The sequence below is a fragment of the Robertmurraya sp. genome (assembly GCF_036676585.1).
In the GTDB taxonomy this organism is placed as follows: domain Bacteria; phylum Bacillota; class Bacilli; order Bacillales; family Cytobacillaceae; genus Robertmurraya_A.
Map to the genome: position 1 here is coordinate 14,076 of NZ_JAKFCQ010000096.1, position 19,500 is coordinate 33,575.

Below are 19,500 nucleotides of genomic sequence, written 5' to 3' on the forward strand. Positions count from 1 at the left end.
TATGTTACGATTTTCGTGGATTGTCTATTGGCTATTCATTACATATACGAATCAAAGAGGAGTGTAACTGATGGAGAAAACATTTTTAATGGTTAAACCAGATGGGGTCCAACGTAATTTGATTGGTGAAATAGTTGGACGTTTTGAGAGGAAGGGCTTTCAATTAGTTGGTGCAAAGTTAATGCTTATTTCTAATGAGTTGGCTGAACAGCATTACGGTGAACATAAGGAACGCCCTTTCTTCGGTGAGTTGGTAGATTTTATCACTTCAGGTCCTGTTTTCGCAATGGTTTGGGAAGGGGAAAATGTAATTGCTACCGCACGCCAAATGATGGGAGCAACAAATCCAAAGGATTCTCAACCAGGAACGATCCGTGGGGACTTTGCCGTGATTGTTGGAAAAAATATTATACATGGATCAGATTCTGCTGCAAGCGCTGAAAGAGAAATCGCTTTATTCTTTAAAGAAGAGGAACTTCTTTCATATAGCAAGCTTTTAAACAATTGGGCTTATTAATACCAAAAGAGACTTGTTTTTTACAAGTCTCTTTTTTGTAACCGCATTCAAACGATGGGAGTAAAAAATACCCAAGTCTTTTTTCATATAAATCTTCTCCTTTTTTATTGAATTTCGCTATAATAAAAACATACAGATAGAAAAGTTCAAGTTCAGGGGAGAAAAAGTATGCTGGGAAATGATTATGAACAATTTATTATAAACATTAAGAAAAAGACCGGGATTGATTTGTCGTTATATAAAGAAGCACAAATGAAAAGACGCTTAATTTCTCTTTATGAAAAAAAGGGGTTTCGCTCATTTCAGGACTTTTACACAGCAATAAGTCAGGATAAGCTATTATTAAATGAGTTTCTTGATCGTATGACGATCAATGTGTCGGAATTTTATCGAAATGGGAAACGATGGGAAGTATTAGAAACAAAAATTCTTCCTAAACTATTAGAGAAGAATAAGCGTCTGAAGGTGTGGAGCGCTGCTTGTTCAACAGGTGAGGAACCATATACAATTGCAATGATCCTTTCAAACTTTATGCCACTTTCGCAGATTCAAGTTTTAGCTACTGATATTGATGATAATGTAATAGATAGAGCAAAGATTGGCATGTATCCGGAACGTTCTTTGAATGAAGTGCCTTCCGAAATGAAAAAGAAATTTTTCACAAAGGATGGAAGCTTCTTTAAGATTTCTGACGATATCAAAAAGACGGTAACATTTAAAAAGCAGAATTTACTCGCTGATCCATTTGGTGGGCCTTTTGACTTGATTGTGTGTAGAAACGTTTTGATTTATTTTACTGAAGAAGCTAAAGATGTATTATACTATAAGTTCAGTGAGGCATTGAGACAGGAAGGAATTTTCTTTGTTGGCAGTACCGAGCAAATCTTTAATCCATCTTTATATGGACTGGAAACGGAAGACACTTTTTTTTATCGTAAAAGATAGGAGCCATGAATTTGGCTTCTTTTTTTGTAAATTCACAAATTTCTGCTATGTTTATTGAAGGACATATGTTATATTGAGAAATAATCCTTTAATGAGTTGAAGGGGGAAAGAGAAATGAGATATTTAACAGCAGGAGAGTCACACGGTCCACAATTAACAACAATTATTGAAGGTTTACCAGCAGGAATGCCGCTTCTTGCAGAGGACATTGACAAAGAATTAGCAAGAAGACAAAAAGGGCATGGCCGCGGTAGAAGAATGCAAATTGAAAAGGATACTGTACATATTACAAGCGGTGTCAGACATGGATTAACACTTGCATCACCTGTAGCACTCGTTGTACAAAACGACGACTGGAAGCATTGGACAAAGATTATGGGTGCAGAACCTACAGATGATGAAGAAGTTAAGCGTGTTATAACTCGTCCACGTCCAGGACATGCCGATTTAAACGGCGCACTTAAATATGGACATAGAGATATGCGTAACGTTCTTGAAAGATCCTCTGCTCGAGAAACAACGGTAAGAGTGGCAGCTGGAGCAGTTGCAAAAAAACTTTTATCTTTACTAGGAATTAAGGTTGCTTCTCATGTGGTTGAGATTGGTGGGATCAAATCAGAGGTAAATGCATATGACTCCATTGAGAGTTTGGCGGAGATTACCGAGAATTCCCCAGTAAGATGTCTAGATCCTGTGGCTGAAAAGCAAATGATGCAGGCAATCGATGATGCAAAAGCGAACGGTGATTCTATTGGAGGAATCGTCGAAGTTGTTGTTGAGGGAATGCCTCCTGGTGTAGGGAGCTATGTTCACTATGACAGAAAGCTCGATTCTAAGCTAGCCGCTGCTATCGTGAGTATTAACGCCTTTAAGGGTGTTGAGTTTGGGATTGGATTTGAAGCAGCTAGGAAGCCTGGTAGCGAAGTTCATGATGAGATTGAGTGGAGTGAAGGAGAAGGTTTCCATCGCAGTACAAATCGTCTTGGTGGCCTTGAAGGTGGAATGTCGACGGGAATGCCAATCGTTATTCGTGGAGTAATGAAGCCTATTCCAACACTTTACAAGCCATTACAAAGTGTTGATATTGATTCTAAAGAATCTTTTACTGCAAGTATTGAGAGATCAGATAGCTGTGCAGTACCTGCTGCCGCAGTCGTTGCTGAAAATGTAATTGCTTGGGAGCTTGCTACAGCAATAACTAATCAATTCTACGCAGATCGCCTAGATACATTAATTAAATCTATTGAAGATCAAAGAGCATATGCGAGGGAGTTTTAATGGAGACGATTCAAATCCATACCACTTCTAAGGAGTATCCTGTAATTTTAGGGGCTGAGGCAGTAACAGCCATAGCCCCTTTTTTAAAGGAACATCTATCAAATGTTACCAAAATCATGATTATAACGGACAGTAATGTTGGTGATCGGTATTTAAATCAAGTAAAACAGCAATTAGGTGAATACGAGGTGGTCACGCATCTTGTTCCTAATGGAGAAAAAGCAAAGACTTTTGACGTTTTTTATGATTGTTTAACGGCTGCATTACAGGAGAAACTCGACCGTAAATCATTGTTTATCGCGCTTGGTGGAGGGGCGATTGGTGATTTATGTGGGTTTGTTGCTGCTTCTTTTATGAGAGGTGTCCCTTTTATTCAGCTACCTACTACCATTCTGGCACACGATAGTGCAGTTGGCGGAAAGGTTGCAATCAATCATCCCCTCGGTAAAAACATGATAGGTGCATTCTATCAACCTGAAGCTGTTATATACGATATTGATTTTCTACAAAGTCTTCCAGCGATGGAACGTCGTTCAGGCTTTGCAGAAGTAATGAAACATGCTCTAATTGATGATCTTCATTTTTATCAATGGCTGTTAACAGATGTAGAAAATCTTCAAACGATAACTACTGAGCAATTACAAGAGTGTTTATCAAAGGGAATAAAGGTAAAAGAATCTGTTGTTTCAAAAGATGAAAAAGAGCTTGGTATACGAGCATTTCTGAATTTTGGGCATACACTTGGTCATGCTATTGAAGCGGAAGCAGGGTACGGCTCCATATCACATGGAGAAGCAGTTGTAATCGGGATGGTATTCGCATTACGGTTAAGTAAAAAACTTTTACATTTACAGTTTGATCTCCAAGAGTTTGTCAATTGGCTACATAAACTTGGTTATTCAACAAAAGTTCCCTCTGGTCTATATGAAGAAAAGTTAATCGATCGAATGAAGCAGGATAAGAAGACCATTGGACAAGTGATACAATTTGTATTATTAGAGGAAGTTGGGAAACCAGCCCTTTATAAAATCGACGAAATTGTCCTTTTTGAAGAACTAAAACAATTTATGAAGGAGGAGAGCCGATGATTAGAGGAGTTAGAGGTGCTATTACGGTACAAGAAAATAAAGAAGAAGAAATTATAGCATCCACCAAAAGACTGCTCGAAGAAATGATTCAAGCTAATCGAATCTCTCCAGAGTCAGTCGCATCCGTATTTATTTCTGTAACTGATGATGTTACTGCTACATTTCCAGCTAAAGCTATGCGTCAATTAGAGGGTTGGACATATGTTCCTGTTATGTGTATGAAGGAAATCTCTGTTCCGACTGGAATTAAATTATGTATTAGGGTCATGATGCACGTAAATACTGAAGTAGCACAAACGGATATTGAACATGTTTATTTGGAGGAAGCAGTTCTTTTACGACCGGATTTAAAGAAATAGGAATATTTATACGTAAGAGGTGATGGATGATGAGATGGAAGGATCAAATAAAGTCGTTAGCCCCTTATCAACCGGGGAAATCAAAGGATGAAGTAAAAAGGCAGTATGGGTTGGAAGAAATCATTAAATTAGCATCCAATGAAAACCCTTTTGGTTGTTCAAAAAAAGTGAGTGAAGTAATGTCTAAAGAGACAGGCTATTTCGCTCTTTATCCGGATGGCTATGCCACTAACTTACGCGATGTGTTAGCAGAGCATGTGGGAGTGACAAAAGATCAATTAATCTTTGGAAACGGTTCAGATGAATTGATTCTAATTATTGCCCGTGCCCTTCTACGACCAGGCTATAATACTGTAATGGCTACGCCAACCTTCCCGCAGTATAAGCACAATGCCATTATTGAAGGTGCAGAAACTCGCGAGATTCCTTTGGTAGATGGTCACCATGATTTAGATCAAATGCTTGCAGCGATTGATGAGAAAACAAATGTTGTTTGGGTGTGTAGTCCGAATAATCCAACAGGTACATATATTCCAAAAGAAAAGTTGGAAAGTTTTCTTGCTAGAGTTCCAAAAGAAACACTTGTTGTATTAGACGAAGCCTACTACGAGTATGTGGTAGCGGATGATTACTATAATTCTGTGGAACTGGTAGAGCAGTATTCAAACTTGATTGTTCTTAGAACCTTCTCAAAAATATATGGGTTAGCCAGCTTGCGCGTGGGATATGGATTTGCCTCCAAAGAAATAATTCGTGCGCTGGAGCCGGTGAGAGAGCCATTTAACGTGAATAGCTTCGCACAATTAGCGGCTATTGAAGCTTTAGGTGATCAAGAGTATGTGGAAAACTGTCGTACCTTAAACCATCAAGGATTAGAACAGTTTTACAAGTTCTGTGAGCAGCATAATCTTTCTTATATGCCTTCCCAAGGGAATTTTATCTTAATAGATTTTAAGACTGATGGCAATGAAGTATTCCAGTTCTTATTAGAGAGAGGGTATATCGTTCGGTCAGGAAATGCGCTTGGTTTTCCGACATCGGTCCGAGTTACGGTTGGCTCGAAGGAACAAAATGCTGGCATTATTGAAAAAATGTCACAATACGTGAAAGTAAAAGCACATTAAGTAACTTTAGGCGGTGATTTCTTGAAAGGGCGTGTGCTAGTCATTGGACTAGGGCTAATTGGGGGGTCATTAGCTCTTTGCATAAAGAAAAGACACCCAGAGGCAACACTAATAGGTTTCGACATTAATTTAGAACAATGCCGTCTTGGTAAGATGCTTGGCGTAATAGATGAGATTTGTGTCAATCTAGAAGAAGAAGCAGTGAACGCAGATCTAATTCTTATTTCAACACCTGTTATAGAAACAGAAAAAATGATCGAGAAGCTTTGTGAACTTCCGCTAAAACAAGATGTCATCATTAGTGATGCTGGAAGTACAAAAGAAGCAATTGTTTTAAAAGCTCGGTGTTTAAAGGAGAAAAACATTACGTTTATTGGTGGGCACCCGATGGCCGGCTCACACAAAAGTGGGGTTGCTGCAGCCAAGGAAATCCTATTTGAAAATGCTTTTTACTTATTTACACCGGAGCCACATATCTCACATGATAAGGTGGATTTATTAAAGAGTTGGCTTGAAGGAACTAGAGCGAAATTTATTACTATATCACCTGAAGAACATGATTACTTAACGGGTGTTATTAGTCATTTTCCACATGTGATTGCGGCTTCTCTCGTACATCAAGCTGAGCAAACAAGTAGAGACCATCAGCTTATTACAAGGTTGGCTGCGGGTGGTTTTAGAGATATTACTAGAATTGCCTCAAGCAGCCCAGCGATGTGGAAGGATATTTCCCTTCATAACAAGAAGGTACTTCTATCTTTGTTAGATCGTTGGAAAGATGAAATGGATAAATTCTCAAAAATATTATCGGATAATAATGAGGAACAGCTGTTTGATTATTTTGCCGAAGCCAAAAATTTTCGGGATGATCTTCCTAGTAAGGAAAAGGGTGCTATTCCTGCATTTTACGATCTATTTGTTGATGTTCCGGATTACCCAGGTGTTATCTCGGAAATTACAGGTTATTTAGCAAAAGAGCGCATTTCCATTACCAATATCCGTATTTTAGAAACTAGAGAAGATATAAACGGTGTACTTGTTATTAGTTTTCAAACAGAGGCCGATATGGCGAAAGCCGAGGAATGCATACAGCGTTATACCAATTATGGTACCTCAACCGGCCTATAGGTTTGGTTAAAAGATAGGAAGTATTACTAAATGAACTTTGAACAGTGTCTAGCTGCAGCGCCTAGCTCCTCGGGTCATAAGCCAAAGCCCTACAGAGGTCAGGACCTCTTTCGGTCTCCGTCTTATGCCTGTCGGAGCTTACCAAGGCGCTTCCGCTTTTCTATTCGAAAGGAAGGATACAATCAATGACAACGGTGTTAACGTCACAAGTAAAGAGACTGGTAGGCGAACTCTCTATCCCAGGAGATAAGTCTATTTCTCATCGTTCTGTTATGTTTGGAGCGATTGCTCATGGTACGACAACAGTATCTAATTTTCTAACAGGTGAAGACTGTCTTAGTACGATTGCTTGTTTCCGAAAATTAGGGGTATCGATTCACCAGCATGAAGACACGGTTGAAATCGTTGGGAAGGGCTTTGAAGGCCTAGTAGAACCTAATGAACGACTAGATGTGGGAAACTCGGGAACAACGATTCGATTGATGCTTGGTATTTTATCAGGCAGACCTTTTTATACCGCATTGGAAGGTGATTCTTCAATCGCCAAACGTCCTATGACACGGGTTACCAATCCGCTGAGTCAAATGGGGGCAATTATTGACGGCAGAGAAAATGGGAAGTTCACTCCTATTTCTATTAGAGGTGGAAACTTAGAAGGTTTTACGTACGAGCTTCCAATGGCAAGTGCGCAAGTAAAATCAGCAATTATACTAGCAGGCTTACAAGCAAATGGAACGACAACGGTCATAGAGCCATCGAAAACAAGAGATCACACGGAAAGAATGATTCGCCAATTTGGTGGGGAAGTGTCTGTTGATGGTTTAAAGGTCTCTGTAACTGGTGGACAAACACTCCAGGCAACTCATGTTCATGTTCCTGGTGATATCTCTTCTGCTGCCTTCTTTTTAGTAGCAGGTGCGATTGTACCTAATAGTGAAGTGACATTGCGCAATGTTGGTATTAACCCTTCTCGGACTGGGATTATTGACGTGATGCTTCAAATGGGGGCCTCTCTTCATGTTTCTGATGAAGGTAAGGATGCGGCGGAGCCTGTAGCAGACTTAACTATTACAACCTCAGGTCTAAAGGGAATAACGATTGAAGGGGATATGATTCCTCGCTTAATCGATGAAATTCCTATCATTGCCTTATTAGCTACACAGGCTAACGGAACAACGGTTATTAAGGACGCTGAGGAATTAAAGGTAAAAGAAACAAACCGAATTGACACAGTTGTAAATGAGTTGAAGAAATTAGGAGCATCGATTGAAGCAACGGACGATGGTATGATTATTCACGGTGGAAGCAAACTTCATGGAGGTCAAGTAAATAGCCATGGAGACCATCGAATCGGAATGATGCTTGCCATTGCAAGCTTAATCAGCAATGGGGAAGTAACCTTAGAAAATGAAGAAGCAATTTCTGTTTCTTATCCAATGTTCTTCTCTCACTTAAATAAATTAATAAAGGAATAAAAGACACTGGCGCGATTTGTTATTCGTGTTAGTCAAAGTGTTGACAAAAGGTATCGAGATCAAGTTTTCTCGATACCTTTTTTATGATGATAAAAAAAGTAGAGTTGATTTCCGTTCCAGTCGCTTGCTTTCCGGGGGCGTTCGTCGAGCCTCCTCATCGCTTCGCTCTTGTGGGGTCTCGACTGTAACGCTAATCCCCCAGGAGTCAAGCGCCTTCCACTCCAATCAACTAGTTCTCTGAAGAAAGTAGGACGTAAATGTTCTGTCTACAAATAAGGCTTCTCCCAAAAAACTAATGAGTTTCTGGTAATTTTTAACTTTATTTTATATTTTCTATAAATATGTATGAATGTCCATTTTGTCTCATAGTTTGTCATAAGATCCTAAAAAGAGGTGGTTTTATGGCGTATATTATAGAGAATATTAACCTTTTAAAGAAGGACAAGCTGGAGAAAATTTCTATTCTTGTGAAAAATGAGCGTATTTCCTCGATTACTAGTGAAATGAAAAACTATTCTTATGTAAAAATGAATGCCAGCGGCTATATTACGACAAATCCCCATATCATCTTTGATCCGAAAGTACCAGCCCTCACAACCTTTTCAGAAATGAAGACATATATGACGGAAAGATTTCTTAAAAAGGGCTGTACCACATTTTTAACTAATGTGTCGGTATCTCAAGAAAAGAATTTAAAAACAAGCTTGAAACAGGTGAAGATGGGGTTATTAAGCAGTCCAATTGACTATGTTATTGGAGTAAAGATTCCTATATCTGCATTGACTCCATCCTTTATTCGAACGGCCAAACGAGAAAAGGTACCTGCTGTTTTTATTGAGTTTTCTTCAGTAGATGAATTGAAAGAGAAGCCTTGGGGATGGATTAGGGAAGCCATGTTTCCATATAATAGTCCTTTAATTCCATGCTTTCTTATGGACGGAGAACGCGAGAAGAAGCGTGCCAGACAAGTATGGAATGAAATCATGGGTAAACATAACATCCCTAGTATAAGAGAAGAGTTGATGGAAGGGGAACCTATTACACAGGAAGCCCTACATAAGATGGGAATCTTACCTGTTAAATCTCATTTACATCCAGGAAGTGAAGTGAGTTATAATTTCTATTTGAAATCATCTGAAATCATAAATATTGATGAAAAGAGCCTATTTTTATATCATAGTGATAGACTACTAGTAACCGTTCATAAAGGCGAAGTGATTCGTGCAGGTGATAAGGTATGGTTTCGGTCCGGATATGGAGAACATGTCATAATAAAGACTCCTAGTTTTTTTGCAGGGGAATAGATTAAAGTAAGAAGGGATACAAGATGGATAAAGTAGAAAAGATCCTTTCTCTATTAGAAAGTGGTCAACATGAGGAAGCAATAAAAAGTTATAAAGATATTTTATTAAATGGATCAAATGAAGAAAGATTTGTTCTTGGTGAGGAACTTCTTCAGATAGGTTTTCTTGAGGAAGCAAAAGAACTTTTTGAAACGCTATTAATTGCGTACCCGGAAGAAGGGGAATTGCTTGTGTTATTAGCAGAGGCTTGTATCGAGCTTGGGAATGAGGAGGAAGCAATGCTAGCTCTAGAGAAAATTCACTCTTCTGACCAGAGCTATCCTCAGGCTTTGCTTCTTGCCGCTGATTTATACCAAATGCAGGGCTTATTTGAAGTAAGTGAACAGAAGCTTTTAACAGCTAAAAAAGTTCTCCCTGATGAAGTATTGATAGATTTTGCTTTGGCTGAGCTTTATATGGAACAAGGAAGATTTACAAACGCGATTCAATTGTACGAGGGTGTGCTTAAAAAGGAAAAAGAACTTGCTGGGACAAGTATTCATCAACGTTTAGCAGAGGCGTACAGTGCAGGTGGTGCGTTTGAAGAGGCATTACCTCATTATGAACAAGCACTAGAGGACAGATTTGAAGTGAATACATTGTTTGGGTATGGTTTTACAGCCCTTCATGCGGGTTACTACCAAACGGCGATCGAGAAACTTACAGAATTGAAGAATATTGACTGTGAGTACAACTCTCTTTACTTATATCTAGCTAAGGCGTATGAGCATGAAGAAGAGCTCTCGAAAAGTCTCGAGGTTGTTAAAGAAGGCATTCAATATGACGAGTTTAATAAAGACCTCTTCTTCTACGGTGGGAAAATTGCATTAAAATTAAATCTTGAGGATGAAGCAGAGAGGCTGATCAGGGAAGCGTTAGCACTTGATCCGGAGTTCGTTGAAGCTGCACTTACCTTAAATAAGCTGTTTTTTCACCAAGAAAAATATGATGATGTATTAGAAATTATTGATATTATGAATGAGCATGGAGTAGAAGAACCGCAGTTATTGTGGGATGAAGCGAATGCTTTGGCGAATGTTGAAAGATATTCAGAGGCATTAAACAAATATCAACTTGCATATAATTTCTTTAAGAATCAACAAGAATTTTTAACAGACTACGGTTATTTTTTAATTGAAGAAGGAAAAACGCATGACGCTGCAGAAATTTTTAGTATACTTCTTCAAATGGATCCAAGTAATGAAGAGTTTGCAGAATTGGTGCAAAGATTTTCTGAAGACGTGTAAGTGAAAAAAACAGGTGTTTAATCGAAATTAGTTGTATGCAGAGGAGGGAAGCAACGATGACGACCCCTGTATCTGTCAACGAGAAAAAAGATTTTATTCGCTGGTTTTTAAATCATTATCAACTAAAAAGACGAGAATGTGTATGGATTTTAAATTACTTAATGAGCCATGATCAATTAATGGAAAAAGTGCACTTTGTTGATCAAGCGCAATATTGCCCACGTGGTCTCGTTATGTCTACACATTGCGTTGATGAAGTACCATTTCGTTTTTATAAGGAAAATGTGATGACAACGGATGCTGAAAAATCATTCCATGACATTCGCCTTAACCGAGATGAAGAGATTTATATTCAGTTGAATTTTCACGCATCAAATCAAGCGCATCAATATGTGATTGTGCTCGAGGATAATCCATTTATGCCAAACAGTCTGCAAATTAATGAAAAGGATCGTATCCTTGCTGAAAGATTTTTAACAACTAGTTTATCAAAATTCCAGCGTGATAAGCTTCTTACGTTGATTGATGATGCACTTGACAGACAGGATCAAGAAGCCTTTCAGGAACTAACAAGACAGCTAAAACTGCTCGGAAACAGTGAATAAAGAAGAAGCCTGCTAGTACATAGCAGGTTTTTTTTGTTTCTAAAAAATGGTATGATAGGAATGATTTAATAGATAATTGGAGTGGTTCTTGTGAAATGGGTTTCTCAGGATATGGACATGTTTTTAGGAGCAAGAGAGTATGTAGACACAGCTGTGTTGCCTTTGTTTCCAGTGTCATTTGGAAATGATATTAAGCAGTCGGTTGCGATGACGGAATTTATCCAGCTGCTTACAATCCCTCTAGAAAGGCAGTTTAAGGGAAGAATGATTATGCTTCCAGGGCATAGTTATCTAAAAAATAAGAGCAAAGAGACGCTTTTAGAAGAAGTCATTGTTTGGGAGAAAGAGCTTTTTGATAACGGATTTAAACATGTTTTCTTTGTCACATCAGATAGTATTTGGAAATCCCTAGAAGGGGAACTAGAGGGAGGCCTAATTTGGCTACCGTCCATCCCGTTAGCAGCTATGGATGAGGGTGCTAGAAACAATATTTTAGAGGACCAAGTAAAACAGCTTTTACAATTGTTCATGCAAAAATGGCAAGAAGATGTATAAAAAGAGATAATAGTCACACAGTTGACATCGTTTGGTCAAAGTATTATATTGACCTCGCTTACATCTTGATATATCATGGTTATGTCCTAGTTTTATAATGTGTTGAATTATGTCCGTTGGACTCAACTTCATAATAGAGGGGGGAAAAGTATGAGCAAACATCGTGTTTCTAGACGTCAATTCTTAAACTACACTCTCACTGGTGTAGGCGGTTTCATGGCTGCTGGAATGCTTATGCCAATGGTTCGCTTTGCTGTAGATCCAGTATTGAAAGCGAGTGCAAGTGGGGATTTTATTCCTACTCCGCAAAAAATCAGTGAAATTACTGAAGAACCAACTCGAGTTGACTTTTCATTTGAACAACAAGATGCTTGGTACACTTCAGAAGTAACAAATACGGCATGGGTATACAAGGATGAAAATGGGGAGATCGTCGCTTTATCACCTGTGTGTAAGCATTTAGGCTGTGTGGTTGACTGGAACACTGACAAAGCAAATCAAAATCGTTTTTATTGCCCTTGTCATGGTGGATTGTATGAAAAGGACGGGACGAACGTACCTGGTACACCACCGATTGCAAAACTTGATGTATATCCAACACAAGAAAAAGATGGCTTCCTACTTTTAGGAAAAGCCAAGCCAAGAGAGGAGGCGTAATAGATGTTAAACAAAATTTATGATTGGGTAGATGAACGTTTAGATATTACGCCTTTGTGGCGCGACATTGCTGACCATGAAGTACCCGAGCACGTAAACCCTGCTCATCACTTTTCAGCGTTCGTGTACTGTTTTGGTGGATTAACGTTCTTTGTTACTGTAATTCAGATTTTATCTGGTATGTTTCTAACGATGTATTATGTGCCAGATATTAAAAATGCTTGGGAATCTGTTTATTACCTTCAAAATGAAGTTGCATTTGGACAAATTGTTCGTGGCATGCATCACTGGGGTGCTAGTCTTGTTATCGTTATGATGTTCTTACATACATTGCGAGTGTTTTTCCAAGGTGCGTATAAAAAGCCTCGTGAATTGAACTGGATTGTCGGAGTATTAATTTTCTTCGTTATGCTTGGTTTAGGATTCACTGGATATTTATTACCATGGGATATGAAAGCTCTATTTGCAACTCAGGTAGGGATAAAAATTGCTGAGTCTACACCACTTATCGGGGAACAAGTGAAGATCTTACTTGCTGGACACTCTGACATCGTTGGTGCTCAAACATTAACTCGTTTCTTTGCAATTCATGTATTCTTCTTACCTGGTGCTCTATTAGGATTAATGGGAGCTCACTTCTTAATGATTCGTAAGCAAGGTATCTCTGGTCCATTGTAAAATGTAATCTATTGAATGAGATTGATAAAAAAGGAGGGGGATTGTTGTATGCATCGTGGAAAAGGTATGAAGTTCGTAGGTGATTCTCGTGTACCTGCAGAACGCAAACCGAATATTCCGAAAGACTACTCGGAATTTCCTGGCAAAACGGAAGCATTCTGGCCTAACTTCCTTCTCAAAGAATGGATGGTAGGGGCAGTTTTCCTTATTGGATATTTATGTTTGACTATTGCTCATCCATCTCCTCTAGAGAAAATGGCTGATCCAACAGATACGGCATATATTCCACTGCCAGACTGGTATTTCTTATTCTTATACCAATTGTTAAAGTATAGCTATGCTTCTGGACCATACAATGCTATTGGGGCATTTATTATTCCTGGTCTAGCTTTTGGTGGTTTATTATTAGCACCTTTTATTGACCGAGGACCTGAACGTCGTCCTTCTAAGCGCCCATTAGCAACTGGCTTCATGTTATTAGCTCTTGCAGCTATTACATTCTTAACTTGGGAATCTGTTGCAACTCATGACTGGGAGGCTGCAAAAGCTCAAGGTCAAATTGTTGCTGAGGTCGAGTTTGATCAAGAGTCTGACGGTTATAAGCTTCTTGATCAAAATGGCTGCTTAGCATGTCATGGTGGCGATCTCCAAGGGGGAGGGCCAAATCCAGCTTTAGTTGGTAATGAATTAACTGCTGATGAAGTTAAGGATATTGCTAAAAATGGAAGAGGATCCATGCCTGCTGGAATGTTTAAAGGAACTGATGAAGAGTTAGAAGTTCTTGCAGAGTTCGTCTCTTCTCTTAAAAGTGAATAATAAGTGAGAGCTGGCATAGTAGTATATGCCAGCTTTTTTCAAATGATAGCGAGGTGTGAAAGATGAAGTGGATATACTTTTTTTTAACCAATCGAATGATTCTTTGGCTCTTACTCGTGATTAATGTTCTTGGGACAATCTATGCTTACTATTGGTACAGATATCAACTAGCAGAAACACCACCGATTTTCTTATTATTTGTTCCAGACAGCCCAACAGCGTGTTTATTCTTTGTGTTTGTTTTAGTTGCCTTTATACTAGGGAGAAATTGGCCATTATTTGAGGCGTTAGCTATGGTGACCTTGTTTAAGTATGGAATATGGGCAGTCGTAATGAACTATCTTGTTTTAGTTGTTTCTGGAGAGTTAGATATGATTGGTTATATGCTCATGCTATCGCATGGTGCAATGGCCTTACAGGGATTATTATATGCGCCATTTTACCGATTTAAGGCGTGGCATTTAGTTGTAACTGGTATTTGGACACTACATAATGATGTGATAGATTATGTGTTTAAAATGCTTCCTAGATATCATATGCTTGACGATTATATTCCTCAAATAGGTTATTTTACCTTTTGGTTAAGTATTGTATCATTAACGCTTGCTTATTGGTTTGTAGTAAGAGCAAAAAGCAAGAAAATGGAACTTACATTTTGATTCTACCTATTGGATAATTTCTGGTCTAACCTTGTCCTCCCATACATAACATTTAATAGTATAAAGAGGGGGGACAAGTATGAAAGCAAGAGTTGTTATATTTATATGTATTTTGATTCTACTATTTCCTATAACGATACATGCAGATGAAACGTCGCCTATCGATAAGCTAAACTCAATCTCAGATGAGGCCTTACAAATGGTGAGATCATCTCGATACGATGATGCACATAAGCTTCTCTTGTATTTCTCAGAAGAATTCATTAGCATGGATCAAAGACCGTTTTCTATGGATGAATTACGTATTGTTACGGTCGCACATAATGAGGCGTTAGAGGCAACAGCTAATGATTCAATGGAACATTCGGAGATCGTAAATAAAGTAACAAAGTTCCGCCTAGTTATGGACGCCATTAATACAGGTCGGCAGCCTCTTTGGACTGAGATGGAAGGACAAGTGCTCATGGTATTTGGCGGTGTTAAAGAAGCGGTCAAAAGTGGGCATACGGAGAGGTTTCATGAGCAATTAAACTCTTTCCTGTCTTTATATCAAATGATTTACCCAAGTTTAAAACTTGATATTAGATCCGAGAAAGTCCAAAGACTTGATACAAAGATCAATTATATTGATCATTATCGACCAAAAATACTTTCCGAGGAAAGTAGCATGAAGGATTTAGATTCGATAGAAAGTGATTTAAAGAGTATTTTTGAAGGAATGACTGAAGATGAAGCGGATCCTTCCCTTTGGTGGGTTATTTTTACAACAGGCAGTATCATTGTCGCAACTTTATCCTATGTAGGGTTTAGAAAGTATGCTGGTGAAAAAAATCAAAGGCGGGAGCAAAACCGCTCAAGAGAGCTAAAAGATTGACATCAATTGTTGTCAATTATAAAATTGGGGTAACAACTTGTTTTGAATTGGAGGAACATAATGACAACCCTTATTTACTTTGCTTTAATTATTTTGGTTCCACTTTGGGCTCAATTTAAAGTGAAGAGTGCTTACGCAAAATACTCTAAAGTAGCTTCTTCCTCCCATATTCGTGGAGCAGAGGTAGCTCGTAAAATTTTAGATGCCAACGGTTTATACCATGTCGGTGTAGAGGAAACTCGAGGACATTTAACGGATCATTATGATCCAAGAGTAAAAACAGTAAGACTTTCTTCTGAGAATTATCACGGTCACTCTGTTGCAGCTGCTGCGATCGCTGCACACGAGGTTGGACACGCGATTCAAGACGATCAGAATTATGCGTTCTTACGCTTTAGACATGCATTAGTTCCTGTTGCGAATTTAGGTTCAAACCTATCTTGGATTTTGATTATGGTGGGTATTTTTGCTCAAATTAGTGGATTACTTTTACTGGGGATCGTCTTCATGGCAGCAGCTGTTGTTTTTCAGGTTGTTACTCTGCCAGTAGAATTTAATGCATCCAATCGTGCAATGGACCAAGTGGTTTCAATGGGGATCATTCGTAACGATGAGGAAAGAGAGACAAAACGCGTGCTAGATGCAGCGGCATTAACATATGTTGCAGCAGCAGCAGTTGCTGTTCTTGAGTTAGTTCGTTTAGTCTTAATATATACGGGTATGGCAAGAAGTGAAGATTAAACAAAAAAAACAGCCTTTGGGCTGTTTTTTTAATGCTCAATGGGGCGTTTATTTTCATCTAAAGTAAATCCCTCTCCCAATACATCATGGACCATTGTAACAGAAACAAATGCGTGGGGGTCCACTGAAGTAATGACCCGCTTTAAAAGAACGATCTCGTTTCGACCTACAACGCAATAAAGAACTTCCTTTTCTTGCTTAGAATAAGAACCATGGCCTTTAAGAACGGTAACACCTCGTTCCATTTCGGTCATTATTTTGTCTGCAATTTCTTGGTTTTTCTCAGAAATAATGATGGCCCCTCTTGCAGAATAAGCCCCTTCTTGCATGAAATCAATGACTCTAGCACCAACAAATACGGCAACAAGGGTATACATCGCTTCTTGGTAGGTTAAGTAGAAAATTAGGGATAGGGTAATAACAACTACATCAAATAAAAACATCGTCTTCCCCATGCTCCAGCCTATGTATTTATGGACAAGACGTGCAATAATATCCACGCCACCAGTCGTTCCACCGAAGCGAAAGATAATTCCTAGACCAACACCGATGAACACACCAGCAAACAGTGCAGCAAGAGTTAAGTCGTCTTTCAGTGGCATATTGATTTGGTAGCGTTGAAAAATCCATAAAAACACCGAGACTGCAAGTGTACCAATAAGTGTATAATAAAAGACATTTCTTCCTAATAATCGCCAGCCAATAATAAATAAAGGAATGTTTAAGAGGAGATTTGTGTAGGAAGGATCTAAATTAAATAAAAAATATAGTAATAAGGTTATACCTGTAAAACCACCTTCAGCTAGATTGTTTTGCATATTAAAATGAACAATACCAAAGGAAAAGATAGCGGAACCGAGTAGAATAAAGAAGATATTCTTTAGTTTAAGCGTAAAAAGCATGCTGTTGACCTCACTTTATAAACGGAAATTTTTAGCTATTTCTATTAGTGCGTTTCTAATTATAAGGGAAATCAAAGTTTAAACGCAATATCATAGCTGTTCTTCATTAGAATCTGATGGAGTGTTCATTATCAAAATATTTGTAAATAGTGGTCCTTTTAGCTAACATTGTAATAATAGGTGTAGAGAAAAATGGCTGCACACGATATGATATGAGGTGAATACCTTTGGAAAACAGTAATAAGACAATGAAGCAATTGCAAGAAGAGGTAAATACATACATTAGCCAGTTTAAAGAAGGTTATTTTAGTCCACTTGCTATGCTTGCAAGAATGACAGAAGAGCTTGGTGAACTAGCTCGAGAAGTAAATCATTATTACGGTGAGAAACCAAAAAAGGCATCTGAGAAGGAAAATACCATTGAAGAAGAACTTGGAGATATGTTATTTGTTCTCATTTGCTTTGCAAATTCACTCAATATTGATTTAGAAGAAGCCCATAACCGTGTAATGGAGAAGTTTAATACACGAGATAAAAATCGATGGACAAGAATTGAAACGGAAGGGGAATAATTGTGGAAAAGATTAAAGTAGTAGTTGCAGGACCTCGTGGAAGAATGGGTTCTGAGGCAGTAAAGCTTGTTATGAATACTGAGGAATATGAGCTTGTTGGAGCACTCGACTATAAGAATAATGGGGGGAAGCTTAGTGATATTGGGTTTCCCTCTGCAGATGCACCTATATTTACGGAAATCGAAGAATGTTTTAATACAGTAAAACCTGATGTATTAATTGATTTAACAACACCTGAATTTGGAATGTACCATGCAAAAACCGCTCTTCTACATGGTGTTAGACCGGTTGTTGGTACGACCGGTTTTTCTGATGATAACTTAAAAGAGCTAGAACGTCTTTGTGATGACCAAAAAAGAGGCTGCATTATTGCCCCAAACTTTGCTCTAGGGGCTGTATTAATGATGAAATTTGCACGTCTAGCAGGTAGATACTTTCAAGATGTTGAGATTATCGAGTTACATCATGATCAGAAACTAGATGCGCCATCGGGAACTGCTTTGAAAACTGCCCAGATGATTGCAGAAGTAAGGGATCATAAAGAGCAAGGGCATGCAAACGAAAAAGAAACGTTGTCTGGTGCTAGAGGAGCAAATTTTGAAGGGATGCATATTCATTCTGTACGTTTACCGGGGTTAATTGCCCATCAACAGGTCATGTTTGGTTCATCAGGTCAAACCCTTTCTATTCGCCATGACTCATATAATCGTGAGTCGTTTATGTCAGGTGTAAAGCTGGCAGTTGACTCAGTGATGAAGCTTAATGTGTTTGTTTATGGTTTAGAAAATATAATCGAATAACTAGGAGGGGAATTATCTTGAACATTGCCTTAATTGCTCATGATAATAAAAAGGATGAGTTAGTACGTTTTGCAATCGCCTATAAGGAGATTTTTGAAGAGCATACCTTGTTTGCCACAGGAACGACTGGCCTAAGAATTATGGAAGCAACGGGATTGTCGATACAGCGATTCCAGTCAGGACCACTTGGTGGGGACCAAGAGATCGGGGCAATGATCGCTAAAAATTCAATGGATATGGTGTTTTTCTTTAGAGATCCTCTTACGGCGCAACCGCATGAACCGGACGTGACTGCGTTAGTACGCCTCTGTGATGTGTACGCCATTCCGTTAGCAACTAATATTGGGACGGCGGAAGTACTAATAAAAGGGCTCGAGCGTGGTGATCTTGCCTGGAGAGACATCATCCATCAAGAACAAGGTGAGGGCAATGGCAAATAATATACATATCCTATCCTTTGGAGCACATGCAGATGATGTTGAAATTGGCATGGGTGGAACTATTGCGAAATACACATCTGAAGGGAAAACAGTGGTAATATGTGATTTAACAAAAGCTGAGCTTTCAAGTAACGGAACAGTAGAACTTCGCCAAGAAGAAGCGATGAAAGCGGCTGACATTCTCGGTGTAAAAGAACGAATTACATTAAATCTTCCTGATCGAGGTTTATTATTAACAGAGGAAGCGATTCGTCAAGTCGCTCATATCATTCGGAAAAATCGACCGGAGATTGTTTTTGTTCCTTATGAAAAAGATCGTCACCCTGATCATGGAAACTGCGCCAGAATTGTGGAAGAAGCTTTTTTTTCTGCCGGTATTCAAAAGTTTCAGACAGGATTTGATGATATGGCCTACCGCCCTAAGCAGCTTTACTACTATATGATTAACGGATTTTCTACTCCTGATTTCGTAATCGATGTGTCGAATATGTATGAAAGGAAAAAAGAAAGTCTAGAGGCATATAAAAGTCAGTTTACAAAGCAAGCGGACAGTGTAGACACACCGCTCACGAATAATTATATTCCAGCTTTGGAGGCAAGGGAGCGTTTATTTGGTAAAGAAGTTGGAACTCTTTACGCAGAAGGTTTTAAAGTAAGAGCTCCGATTTTACTCAATCGTGATTTACTAGGAGAATAA

The 19,500-nt window shown here is 38.7% G+C and carries 23 protein-coding genes; 22 read left to right on the forward strand and 1 reads right to left on the reverse strand.

Features of this window, described 5'->3' with window-relative positions; translation table 11 throughout:
- The first annotated feature begins 70 nt into the window (after positions 1-70).
- The 18 genes from ndk (at position 71) to ACGLXV_RS13355 (ending at position 16,089) form a co-directional block, all read left to right on the forward strand.
- Positions 71-517, forward strand: coding sequence for a nucleoside-diphosphate kinase (gene ndk / locus ACGLXV_RS13270; RefSeq protein WP_119708947.1), 447 nt, complete (start codon positions 71-73; stop codon positions 515-517).
- Between the two features lie 168 nt (positions 518-685).
- A complete protein-coding gene (locus ACGLXV_RS13275; protein WP_391559003.1) occupies positions 686-1,462 on the forward strand; it encodes a CheR family methyltransferase in 777 nt (258 codons plus the stop codon).
- 114 nt (positions 1,463-1,576) lie between these two features.
- Positions 1,577-2,740 carry a chorismate synthase gene (aroC, locus tag ACGLXV_RS13280; protein WP_391559004.1) on the forward strand — a complete coding sequence of 388 codons (1,164 nt, stop codon included), beginning with the start codon at positions 1,577-1,579 and terminating at the stop codon, positions 2,738-2,740.
- The gene (aroB, locus tag ACGLXV_RS13285) at positions 2,740-3,828 is read left to right on the forward strand and encodes a 3-dehydroquinate synthase (RefSeq protein WP_391559005.1); all 1,089 of its coding nucleotides are present in this window, start codon (positions 2,740-2,742) and stop codon (positions 3,826-3,828) included. The genes aroC and aroB overlap by 1 nt, the downstream gene beginning before the upstream one ends.
- A complete protein-coding gene (gene aroH / locus ACGLXV_RS13290) occupies positions 3,825-4,187 on the forward strand; it encodes a chorismate mutase (RefSeq protein ID WP_391559006.1) in 363 nt (120 codons plus the stop codon). Before aroB ends, aroH begins: the two co-directional genes overlap by 4 nt.
- Positions 4,188-4,216: 29 nt before the next feature.
- Entirely contained in the window at positions 4,217-5,311 is a 1,095-nt protein-coding gene (gene hisC / locus ACGLXV_RS13295) for a histidinol-phosphate transaminase (protein ID WP_391559031.1), read from the forward strand.
- Between the two features lie 21 nt (positions 5,312-5,332).
- Positions 5,333-6,439: a prephenate dehydrogenase gene (locus ACGLXV_RS13300; RefSeq protein ID WP_391559007.1), complete on the forward strand. Its 1,107-nt coding sequence runs from the start codon at positions 5,333-5,335 to the stop codon at positions 6,437-6,439.
- Positions 6,440-6,624: 185 nt separating this feature from the next.
- Positions 6,625-7,914 carry a 3-phosphoshikimate 1-carboxyvinyltransferase gene (gene aroA / locus ACGLXV_RS13305; protein ID WP_391559008.1) on the forward strand — a complete coding sequence of 430 codons (1,290 nt, stop codon included), beginning with the start codon at positions 6,625-6,627 and terminating at the stop codon, positions 7,912-7,914.
- A gap of 401 nt (positions 7,915-8,315) precedes the next feature.
- Complete coding sequence (locus tag ACGLXV_RS13310; RefSeq protein ID WP_391559009.1) at positions 8,316-9,218, forward strand: hypothetical protein; 903 nt, start codon at positions 8,316-8,318, stop codon at positions 9,216-9,218.
- A 23-nt stretch (positions 9,219-9,241) separates the two neighbouring features.
- Complete coding sequence (locus ACGLXV_RS13315; RefSeq protein ID WP_119708940.1) at positions 9,242-10,504, forward strand: tetratricopeptide repeat protein; 1,263 nt, start codon at positions 9,242-9,244, stop codon at positions 10,502-10,504.
- Between the two features lie 56 nt (positions 10,505-10,560).
- On the forward strand, positions 10,561-11,109 hold the full coding sequence (locus tag ACGLXV_RS13320) for a ReoY family proteolytic degradation factor (RefSeq protein ID WP_119708939.1): 549 nt from the start codon (positions 10,561-10,563) through the stop codon (positions 11,107-11,109).
- Between the two features lie 90 nt (positions 11,110-11,199).
- Entirely contained in the window at positions 11,200-11,664 is a 465-nt protein-coding gene (locus ACGLXV_RS13325) for a YpiF family protein (RefSeq protein WP_391559010.1), read from the forward strand.
- A 150-nt stretch (positions 11,665-11,814) separates the two neighbouring features.
- The gene (locus ACGLXV_RS13330) at positions 11,815-12,321 is read left to right on the forward strand and encodes a QcrA and Rieske domain-containing protein (protein ID WP_119708937.1); all 507 of its coding nucleotides are present in this window, start codon (positions 11,815-11,817) and stop codon (positions 12,319-12,321) included.
- A 3-nt stretch (positions 12,322-12,324) separates the two neighbouring features.
- Entirely contained in the window at positions 12,325-12,999 is a 675-nt protein-coding gene (gene qcrB / locus ACGLXV_RS13335) for a menaquinol-cytochrome c reductase cytochrome b subunit (protein WP_119708936.1), read from the forward strand.
- A 48-nt stretch (positions 13,000-13,047) separates the two neighbouring features.
- On the forward strand, positions 13,048-13,815 hold the full coding sequence (locus tag ACGLXV_RS13340; RefSeq protein WP_119708935.1) for a menaquinol-cytochrome c reductase cytochrome b/c subunit: 768 nt from the start codon (positions 13,048-13,050) through the stop codon (positions 13,813-13,815).
- Positions 13,816-13,877: 62 nt separating this feature from the next.
- Positions 13,878-14,474 (forward strand): lipoprotein heptaprenylglyceryl N-acetyltransferase LhaT, encoded by a 597-nt coding sequence (lhaT, locus tag ACGLXV_RS13345; protein ID WP_391559011.1) that lies wholly within the window; start codon positions 13,878-13,880, stop codon positions 14,472-14,474.
- Positions 14,475-14,553: 79 nt separating this feature from the next.
- Positions 14,554-15,348 carry a sporulation protein YpjB gene (gene ypjB / locus ACGLXV_RS13350; RefSeq protein ID WP_391559012.1) on the forward strand — a complete coding sequence of 265 codons (795 nt, stop codon included), beginning with the start codon at positions 14,554-14,556 and terminating at the stop codon, positions 15,346-15,348.
- 60 nt (positions 15,349-15,408) lie between these two features.
- Complete coding sequence (locus tag ACGLXV_RS13355; RefSeq protein ID WP_205536640.1) at positions 15,409-16,089, forward strand: zinc metallopeptidase; 681 nt, start codon at positions 15,409-15,411, stop codon at positions 16,087-16,089.
- A 29-nt stretch (positions 16,090-16,118) separates the two neighbouring features.
- On the opposite strand, the gene ACGLXV_RS13360 is transcribed toward ACGLXV_RS13355, so the two are convergent.
- Positions 16,119-16,991: a YitT family protein gene (locus tag ACGLXV_RS13360; RefSeq protein ID WP_066047614.1), complete on the reverse strand. Its 873-nt coding sequence runs from the start codon at positions 16,989-16,991 to the stop codon at positions 16,119-16,121.
- Between the two features lie 248 nt (positions 16,992-17,239).
- Here ACGLXV_RS13360 and ACGLXV_RS13365 point away from each other — a divergent pair, with 248 nt between their 5' ends.
- From ACGLXV_RS13365 to bshB1, 4 genes are read left to right on the forward strand one after another with little or no spacing between them, the layout of a single operon-like run.
- Complete coding sequence (locus ACGLXV_RS13365; protein ID WP_119710641.1) at positions 17,240-17,563, forward strand: nucleotide pyrophosphohydrolase; 324 nt, start codon at positions 17,240-17,242, stop codon at positions 17,561-17,563.
- A 2-nt stretch (positions 17,564-17,565) separates the two neighbouring features.
- Complete coding sequence (gene dapB / locus ACGLXV_RS13370; protein ID WP_119708932.1) at positions 17,566-18,363, forward strand: 4-hydroxy-tetrahydrodipicolinate reductase; 798 nt, start codon at positions 17,566-17,568, stop codon at positions 18,361-18,363.
- 17 nt (positions 18,364-18,380) lie between these two features.
- Complete coding sequence (gene mgsA / locus ACGLXV_RS13375; RefSeq protein ID WP_391559013.1) at positions 18,381-18,803, forward strand: methylglyoxal synthase; 423 nt, start codon at positions 18,381-18,383, stop codon at positions 18,801-18,803.
- A complete protein-coding gene (bshB1, locus tag ACGLXV_RS13380; protein ID WP_391559014.1) occupies positions 18,793-19,500 on the forward strand; it encodes a bacillithiol biosynthesis deacetylase BshB1 in 708 nt (235 codons plus the stop codon). The genes mgsA and bshB1 overlap by 11 nt, the downstream gene beginning before the upstream one ends.